Here is an 8,748-nt window from a genome sequence, read left to right on the forward strand (position 1 = left end):
ATCAGAAAGCACATAAGCAACTACCGACCCCATTGACCGATACGGCACATAATAACACTGCTACAGCCCATCGATCGCACTAGCCATTTCCCCAAGCTTTGCTTGGAAATTTATAAAAGGATAAGCCATGTCAATGATCAGTACTACCAGCCATTTGGCGACCCCGCACGATTTTTCGGACAACTGCGGTTTTGGATTGATTGCCCATGTTGAAGGGATGCCAAGCCACGACCTTGTCAAGACTGCCATTCATTCTCTTAGCTGTATGACGCACCGTGGTGGTGTTGCCGCTGACGGTCGCACGGGCGATGGTTGTGGTCTTTTGATTGCCAAGCCTGAAGCGTTTTTTGTGTCTGTTGCCAAAGAATTGGGCTTTAAATTGTCGGATAATTTTGCGGTGGGTACGGTGTTTGTCAATCTTGATAAAGACAAAGCCGAACATAGCATGGCACTATTTAATGACTACATCACCGCCGAAGGGCTAGAAGTCGCAGGCTGGCGTGATGTCCCTGTCAATCTCGACATCGTCGGTGATATCGCGCGTGAAAGCTTGCCTGATTTTAAGCAAATCTTTGTCAATGCGCCAAGCGATATGCCTGCTGAAGTCTTTAACCGTAAGCTGTTCGTCGCTCGCAAAAAAACCGAAAACGAGCTGACGCACGATGAGCTATTTTATGTCACAGCGCTCAACTGCCAAACCGTGATTTATAAAGGGCTTGTGATGCCTGCTGATTTGCCAAACTTCTTCTTGGATCTACAAGATGAACGCTTGGCGTCACACATCGTCGTATTCCATCAGCGTTTTTCGACCAATACTCTACCAAAATGGCCACTGGCGCAGCCGTTTCGCTACTTGGCGCATAATGGTGAGCTCAACACCATCACCGGTAACCGCAACTGGTCGGTGGCTCGCACACCAAAGCTTAAGACCGACAAACTGCCAAGCCTACAACAGCTTGCCCCACTGGTGAACACCACAGGCTCGGACTCATCCAGCCTAGATAATATGCTCGAAGTGCTGATGAACGGTGGTATGAGTCTATTTCACGCCATGAGTATCCTAGTACCGCCTGCTTGGCAAAATGTCGATAACATGGACATGGATTTGCGCGCGTTTTATGAATTTTATTCACAGCACATGGAAGCGTGGGATGGCCCAGCGGGTCTAGTCATCCAAGATGGTCGCTATGCGGTGTGTATGCTGGATCGCAACGGTCTGCGTCCATCTCGCTGGGTCACCACCAAAAATGGCTATATCACGGTCGCATCCGAAGTCGGCACTTGGGATTATGCCCCCGAAGATGTCACAGGCAAAGGTCGTATCGGCCCGGGTCAGATGCTTGTCATCGACACCCACAGCGGTCAGATCATGGACACCAAGACCATCGCCACGATTCTCAAAAAAGCGCACCCTTATCGCAAATGGCTGCGTGAGAACGCCATGCGTATCCGTGATGTCGAAGCCATCGAAAAAGCCCAAAGCAGTGAAGCCAAAGACGCTGATTCACTAGCAAGCTTACAAAAAATGTTCCACATCACCAGCGAAGAGCGTACCGAAATCATCCGCCCTGCTGCCGAAAACGCCCAAGAAGCCGTCGGCTCAATGGGGGATGATACCCCGATGGCGGTGCTATCTCGTCAGATTCGCCATGTGGCAGACTTTTTCCGTCAGCAGTTCGCTCAGGTGACCAACCCACCTATCGACCCACTGCGTGAATCGATCGTGATGAGCTTGCAGACTTGTCTTGGTGCTGAAACCAATGTCTTTAATCCATCATCCAAAGATGCACACCGCATTATCCTATCATCGCCAATCCTATCGGCTAGCAAGATGGCACAGCTTGAAGCCATCCAAGATCCTGCGTTTTTGAGCTATCGCATTGATCTGAACTATGATGAAAATCTGGATTTAAAAACTGCCATCGAAAATATCTGCAGCGATGTCAAAACTGCCATCGAAAAAGGCTTTACGCTCATTATCCTATCAGATAAAGCCATCAAAAAAGGCAAAGTTCCTGCCAATGCGGTGCTGGTCACAGGTGCAGTGCATCATTATCTGATCAAAGAAGGTCTGCGTGCTGATGCCAACCTTGTCATCGAAACTGGTCTTGTGCGTGATCCACACCACGCAGCGGTGCTGATTGGCTTTGGTGCGACCTGTATTTATCCATACCTAGCTTATGATGTGATTGATCATTTGGTCACATCAGGCGAAATCCTAATCGATGCCTTAACCGCTCGAGCCAATTTCCGCAAGAGCCTTGATAAGGGTCTATTAAAAATCCTATCAAAAATGGGTATCTCGACCATCGTGTCATATCGTGGTGCTCAGCTGTTTGAAGCGGTGGGTCTGTCCGAAGAAATCGTGGATCTGTGCTTTGTGGGCGTGGCTAGCCGTATCAAGGGCGCAACTTTTGATGACCTTGCCAAAGACCAAGCCATCCTTGCCAAAAATGCCTTTAACCGTCGCACACCGATTGATAAAGGTGGCTTGATTAAGTTTGTCTTTGACAAAGAATATCACGCATTCAACCCTGATGTGGTGCGTGCGCTACACGCTGCGGTACGCTCAGGTAATTATAGCGAATACCAAAAATACGCCGACATCGTCAATAACCGCCCTGTCGCTACCATCCGTGACCTACTTGCGCTCAAAACTGATGGCGAGATTAGCCTAGATGAAGTCGAAGGCATTGAGCATATCTTGCCACGCTTTGACTCAGCAGGGATGTCGCTTGGTGCACTATCACCTGAAGCACACGAATCGATTGCGATGGCGATGAACACCATCGGCGGTCGCTCAAACTCAGGCGAAGGCGGTGAAGATCCTGCCCGCTATGGCACGCTCAAGAATTCAAAAATCAAACAAATCGCATCGGGTCGCTTCGGGGTCACGCCTGCTTATCTACGCAGCGCTGAAGTCCTACAAATCAAAATCGCCCAAGGTGCAAAACCGGGTGAAGGTGGTCAGCTACCGGGCGGTAAGGTCAATGGGCTGATTGCTCGCCTGCGCTACTCAGTGCCGGGTGTGACATTGATTTCGCCACCACCGCACCATGACATCTACTCGATCGAAGACTTGGCGCAACTGATTTTTGACTTAAAACAAGTCAATCCAAACGCCCTAGTCTCAGTCAAGCTCGTCTCTCGCCCTGGCGTGGGTACGATTGCTACAGGCGTTGCCAAAGCTTATGCCGATCTCATCACCATCTCAGGCTATGATGGCGGTACAGCAGCATCACCACTATCATCGATCCACTACGCAGGCTCACCGTGGGAGCTAGGGCTTGCCGAAGCGCATCAGTCACTGCGTGTCAATGGTCTGCGTGATAAGGTGCGTATCCAAACAGACGGCGGTCTAAAAACTGGTCTGGATGTGGTCAAAGCTGCCATCCTAGGCGCAGAAAGCTTTGGCTTTGGTACAGCGCCGATGCTCGCTGTCGGCTGTAAATATCTACGCATTTGCCACTTGAACAACTGCCCAACGGGTGTCGCCACTCAGCGTATTGATCTGCGTGAAGAGCACTATATCGGCGAAGTGGATATGCTGATTAATTTCTTTAAATTTGTGGCGATGGAAACTCGTCATTGGATGGCAAAACTGGGCGTGCGTACGCTTGAAGAGCTCGTTGGTCGCACCGATTTGCTTGCCATCTTGGATGGTGAAACCAGCAAACAAAATCATCTGGATCTCACCCCGCTACTGTACAGCCACCCACGAGCCGAAGGTGCGCCGCACACTTGCCAAGTGGCGAATAATGAGCCATTTGACAAAGGCGTGCTTGCCGAGCGTATGGTCAGCGATATGAATATCAATATCAAAAAAGGCTACGGCGGTGAATACAGCTATCGCATCAGCAACTGCGACCGCTCTATCGGTGCACGCATCTCAGGTGAGATTGCTGCCACTTGGGGAAATACAGGCATGAGCGATAAGCCAATCAAGCTACACCTGACAGGTACAGCAGGTCAGTCGCTTGGCGTATGGAATGCAGGCGGTCTGCACATTGAGCTTGAAGGCGACGCTAACGACTATGTGGGCAAAGGCATGGCAGGTGGCGAAATCGTCATCTACCCACCACGCACTGCACACATCAAGACCAGCGAGTCTGCTATCATCGGTAACACCTGTCTATACGGTGCAACAGGCGGTGCACTGTATGCAGCGGGTACTGCAGGCGAGCGTTTTGCGGTGCGTAACTCAGGCAGCCATGCTGTCGTCGAAGGCACAGGCGATCACTGCTGTGAATACATGACTGGCGGTGTCGTGACTGTACTTGGCCCAACCGGTCTGAACTTCGGTGCTGGTATGACAGGTGGCTTTGCTTATGTGCTTGATACTCAAGGTGATTTCTTTGACCGCTGTAACCATGAGCTCATCGATTTGCACCGCATTTCAAGCGAACAAACCGAAGAGCATCGCATCTATCTGCGTAAAATCATCGAAACGCACGTCGAAAAAACGGGCAGTGTCTGGGGTCAGACCATCCTAAGCGACTTTGAACATTATGTTCGTAAGTTCTATTTGGTAAAACCAAAAGCGGCAAATATCGCCACTTTGGTCAAATCTACGATGGCAGACCCACAATAACCCACTTTTTCAGATATTCGGCGCAGGCAGACATCCCCACCTGCGCCCCATAGGAGAATAATGATGACAGCTCGTTTACATAATGATTTTCAGTTTCTAGATACACCACGCACCGATCCAAGCAAAAAATCGATCGAAACTCGCAAAACGCAGTTTATCGAAATCTACAAGCCATTTGACCAAAAATCCGCCACCGAACAGGCACATCGCTGCCTAGAATGTGGCAACCCATACTGCGAATGGAAATGCCCTGTGCATAACTACATTCCAAACTGGCTCAAGCTCGCCACCGAAGGACTCATCGAACAAGCCGCCGAGCTTAGCCACATGACCAACACCCTGCCTGAAGTCTGTGGCCGTGTCTGCCCCCAAGACCGCCTGTGCGAAGGTGCGTGTACATTGAATGACGGCTATGGCGCAGTGACCATCGGCAATATCGAAAAATACATCAACGACACCGCCTTTGAGCGTGGCTGGCGTCCTGATATGAGCAATGTCGTCTGGACAGATAAGCGTGTGGCAGTCATCGGCGCAGGCCCAGCAGGTCTTGGCTGTGCGGACATCCTAGTGCGTCATGGCGTTCGCCCTGTGGTCTTTGATAAGCGTCCAGAGATTGGCGGTCTGCTCACTTTTGGTATTCCTGAATTTAAGATGGAAAAAGAAGTCATGGTACGTCGCCGTGAAATCTTCACCGATATGGGCATCGAGTTTCGCCTAAATACCGAAATCGGCAAAGACATCACCATCGATGAGCTACTAGCGCAGTATGATGCGGTGTTTATGGGTATGGGGACTTATACCTATATGCGTGGTGGCTTTGCTGGTGAAGACCTAGACGGCGTGTATGATGCGCTGGATTTCTTGATTGGCAATGTCAATCACTGTCACGGCTGGCAAAGTGATGCCGAGCCATTTGTCGATATGAAAGGCAAACACGTCGTCGTGCTCGGTGGTGGTGATACAGCAATGGACTGTAACCGCACCAGCATCCGCCAACAAGCCGCATCCGTCACCTGCGCCTATCGCCGTGACGAAGACAGTATGCCGGGCTCAAAGCGTGAAGTGACCAATGCTCGTGAAGAAGGCGTGAATTTCTTGTTCAACCGTCAGCCTGTTGAGATTGTCGGTACAGATGGCAAAGTCACAGGCGTCAAAGTCGTCACCACAACGCTTGGCGAGCCTGATGCCAATGGTCGCCGTAGTGCGGTGATTGTCGAAGGCTCTGAAGAAATTCTGCCTGCTGATGCGGTGGTGCTTGCCTTTGGTTTTCGCCCAAGCCCTGCCGAGTGGTTCACCACCCAAGGCATCGAGATGCACAAAGATGGCCGTGTCATCGCCCCCGAAAAACAAACCTACAAATTCCAAACCACCAACCCAAAAATCTTCGCCGGTGGTGATATGGTGCGTGGCTCAGATCTCGTCGTGACTGCGATTTGGGAAGGTCGTGAAGCCGCCAAAGGCATCTTGGATTATCTGGAAGTCTAAGAAATCAGGCATAAACCAAAATAAGCATATCGATAAATATCGGTATGCTTATTTGTTTACACATTCAAAATGGATAAATCAAATCATCGAATTAATTCAAACACCCACCCCATGACAAGACCAATCATCATCAACCACCACAGATACTTTGCCCATCGGTTCATCTTGGTGAGCATAGCACCACCCCACTGATGCGCATATCGACCAAGCACGGCATCCACCACCCTACCTGCCAACCATACCACAAGCCCCACTGCCAAAAACTTCCCCCAAGTCATCCACGCGCCCTGTCGGTCAAATCCATAGTGCTGTGCAATCATCTGATTTCCAAAGATAAACAAGAGCAAACAGATACCGTTAGGCAAGGCATAAATCCATCGATATTGGTTAAAAAATTGCTTTCGACGCTCTTTAGTGAGTTTCATTACTTTCTCCCTGAATATTTTTCTTGATATTTTATATCAGATAATAATGATTATCAATATCTTTGCGAATTGGGAATGCTTTTAAATCTAAGTCATGCGGTGCGTAGGATACACACCGTGTTCCGTTGATTGAATGGTTTTTGATGGCGTATGATATACACCCCACACTTGCTTAACACATCACAAGATTTTTGCAAGAATAATGAGAAAGCTTGTAAATGAGAAGTAGTAAAGTGTTTCTTTTATTAATTTGTATTTTTTTATTTGTTTTTATTGTATATAACATATTATCAAATCATATAATTGGAACTTTTTATTAAATAGTGCGTAGGCTACACACCATTGATTTAATTATCTTTTTTGAAAGGGCACGGTATGCACCTACTGGACTAATCATATCAGCCAACAAACACCCACCCCATGACAAGACCAATCAACATCAGCCACCACAGATACTTTGCCCATCGGTTCATCTTGGTGAGCGTAACATCACCCCATTGATGCGCATATCGACCAAGCACGGCATCCACTATAAGATTCAACAGGAATGCCACTAGAGCTACCACCAAAAACTGCCCCCACGTCATCCATGCACCCTGTGGGTCAAACTCATGGTACTGTCTTATCTGCCAAAGCCCATAGAAATACAGCATAATACAAAGACCGTTAGGTAATGCATACAGCCATTGATATTGGGTGCGAAATTGTTTGCGGGTTTCCTTAGTGAGTTTCATAGACTTTTCCCTGAAAATTATTATGGATATTTTATATCAAACAATAATGATTATCAATTAATAATATTCTATCTCGGGAATGTTTGAAAATTAAATTCACACAACCATCAAATCTATCAACCATCACGTCATCGCAAGCTTGACCGCAAAGCCCAAGAAAATCAGCCCTGCACCAGTTTGCCTCACTCGATTGAGCCAAACAAATTGACCCAGCTTTTGACCAATCAGACCTGAGCATTTGGTGAGTATCAGCAAAAACATCAAGCTACAACTTTGGAAAATCAGCACAAGCACAAGTAGGCTCATCATCGGATTTGCCGTATCGCTCGCCACAAATGCCGATGCCACAATCAGCGTGCCATTACCAAGAAAAGTCCCCATGATGGCAAATTTCGCCTTAGTAAATCCATGTGCCAATGCCGTGCCAAAACAAAACATCGAATTTGGGCCCGGCAGCGCAATCAACACAAGCACCGTCAATACATAAGCCGTCAAATCAGTGATACCAAACATCTGTCACTCCACACTGTGATAAAAAAAGATGCGGGTAGTGTACAAGCTTTATTTTTATAGGTAAAATATATTTAAAAGCTATCATCCATAGGCTAAAACTATGCTTAACTTTCGTCTGATTCGTCATCTGTATCTATTCACCGTCGTCGCCCAAGAAGGCAGTATCGGGCGTGCCGCCGAGCGACTGGGTATGTCGCAGCCCCCGTTGACCGAGCATATCAAGACGCTCGAAGCCAATCTGGGCACGGTGCTATTTCACCGCTCAAAAAATGGCGTACAGCTGACCAGTACAGGGCAACGCATCCTGCCTAAGGCACAGCTGTTCGTCCAGCAGATGATGACGCTACAACAAGAAATTGATGATGTGCTAAAAGGTGTCAATCACACCATCAGTGTGGGTGCGATTACGCAGTCGATGACGCAGATGTTGCCACGGCTCATCGATGAGTTTGGCAAGCAACATCCTGATACCAAAATCATCGTCCAAGAGATTAATAGCGCAGGTGCGACCGCCCTACTTGCCGATGGCAAAATCGATGTGGCGCTGGTGCGTGCACCGCTTGATAGCCATCAAGCATCGGGCATTCGTAGCATTCCCATCAAAAATGACACGCTGTGCGCCGTACTGCCAAAAGCCCATCCACTTGCCAAAGCAGAGACTTTAAAGCTATCGGCGCTTGCGCACGAAAGCTTTGTGATGCATAAACGGCTCGTCAGCCCCAAGTCCTTTGATGAAGTCATCAGTGCATGTAAGTCGGTCGGCTTTGAGCCGAAAATCTATGCCGAGACCACCTCTGCTGTCGCCCAAATCGCTATGGTCGCCTGTAGTGAGCTTGTGGCGCTCGTGCCTGAAAGCTTAGCGAATTTTGCCGGTGATAGCGGCTTTATCCCGCTGACCGATGATGATGGCAAGCCGATTATCATCACCGCTATTGTCCTGCTGTCACGGCAGGATGATGATGCGGTGCAGGCGTTTTGTCAGTTGGTGCTTGATAGTACG

General features: G+C 48.7%; 6 protein-coding genes. 3 read left to right on the forward strand and 3 right to left on the reverse strand.

Translation table 11 applies throughout. The annotated features are described in order from the left end of the window. The first annotated feature begins 127 nt into the window (after window positions 1–127). Entirely contained in the window at window positions 128–4,591 is a 4,464-nt protein-coding gene (gltB, locus tag Q0N89_RS02035; protein WP_294033147.1) for a glutamate synthase large subunit, read from the forward strand. A 63-nt stretch (window positions 4,592–4,654) separates the two neighbouring features. Continuing rightward, entirely contained in the window at window positions 4,655–6,076 is a 1,422-nt protein-coding gene (locus Q0N89_RS02040; RefSeq protein WP_294033148.1) for an FAD-dependent oxidoreductase, read from the forward strand. Between the two features lie 83 nt (window positions 6,077–6,159). Here the strand turns inward: Q0N89_RS02040 and Q0N89_RS02045 are convergent, their stop codons facing one another. The 3 genes from Q0N89_RS02045 to Q0N89_RS02055 form a co-directional block, all read right to left on the reverse strand. Beyond that, window positions 6,160–6,501, reverse strand: a complete 342-nt coding sequence (locus Q0N89_RS02045) for a hypothetical protein (protein ID WP_294033149.1) — start codon at window positions 6,499–6,501, stop codon at window positions 6,160–6,162. A gap of 398 nt (window positions 6,502–6,899) precedes the next feature. Continuing rightward, window positions 6,900–7,235, reverse strand: a complete 336-nt coding sequence (locus Q0N89_RS02050; RefSeq protein ID WP_294033150.1) for a hypothetical protein — start codon at window positions 7,233–7,235, stop codon at window positions 6,900–6,902. A gap of 123 nt (window positions 7,236–7,358) precedes the next feature. Continuing rightward, on the reverse strand, window positions 7,359–7,748 hold the full coding sequence (locus Q0N89_RS02055) for a hypothetical protein (protein WP_294033151.1): 390 nt from the start codon (window positions 7,746–7,748) through the stop codon (window positions 7,359–7,361). A 100-nt stretch (window positions 7,749–7,848) separates the two neighbouring features. Here Q0N89_RS02055 and Q0N89_RS02060 point away from each other — a divergent pair. Beyond that, on the forward strand, window positions 7,849–8,748 hold a 900-nt coding region (locus tag Q0N89_RS02060), incomplete at its 3' end, for a LysR family transcriptional regulator (RefSeq protein WP_294033152.1).

The organism is uncultured Moraxella sp. (assembly GCF_945873075.1).
Taxonomy (GTDB): Bacteria; Pseudomonadota; Gammaproteobacteria; order Pseudomonadales; family Moraxellaceae; genus Moraxella.

Excerpts from the sequence above, each read along its gene's own strand:
- gltB (WP_294033147.1), top strand. The coding sequence starts at position 128 with ATGTCAATGATCAGTACTACCAGCCATTTGGCGACCCCGCACGATTTT.
- Q0N89_RS02040 (WP_294033148.1), top strand. The coding sequence starts at position 4,655 with ATGACAGCTCGTTTACATAATGATTTTCAGTTTCTAGATACACCACGC.
- Q0N89_RS02045 (WP_294033149.1), bottom strand. The coding sequence starts at position 6,501 with ATGAAACTCACTAAAGAGCGTCGAAAGCAATTTTTTAACCAATATCGA.
- Q0N89_RS02050 (WP_294033150.1), bottom strand. The coding sequence starts at position 7,235 with ATGAAACTCACTAAGGAAACCCGCAAACAATTTCGCACCCAATATCAA.
- Q0N89_RS02055 (WP_294033151.1), bottom strand. The coding sequence starts at position 7,748 with ATGTTTGGTATCACTGATTTGACGGCTTATGTATTGACGGTGCTTGTG.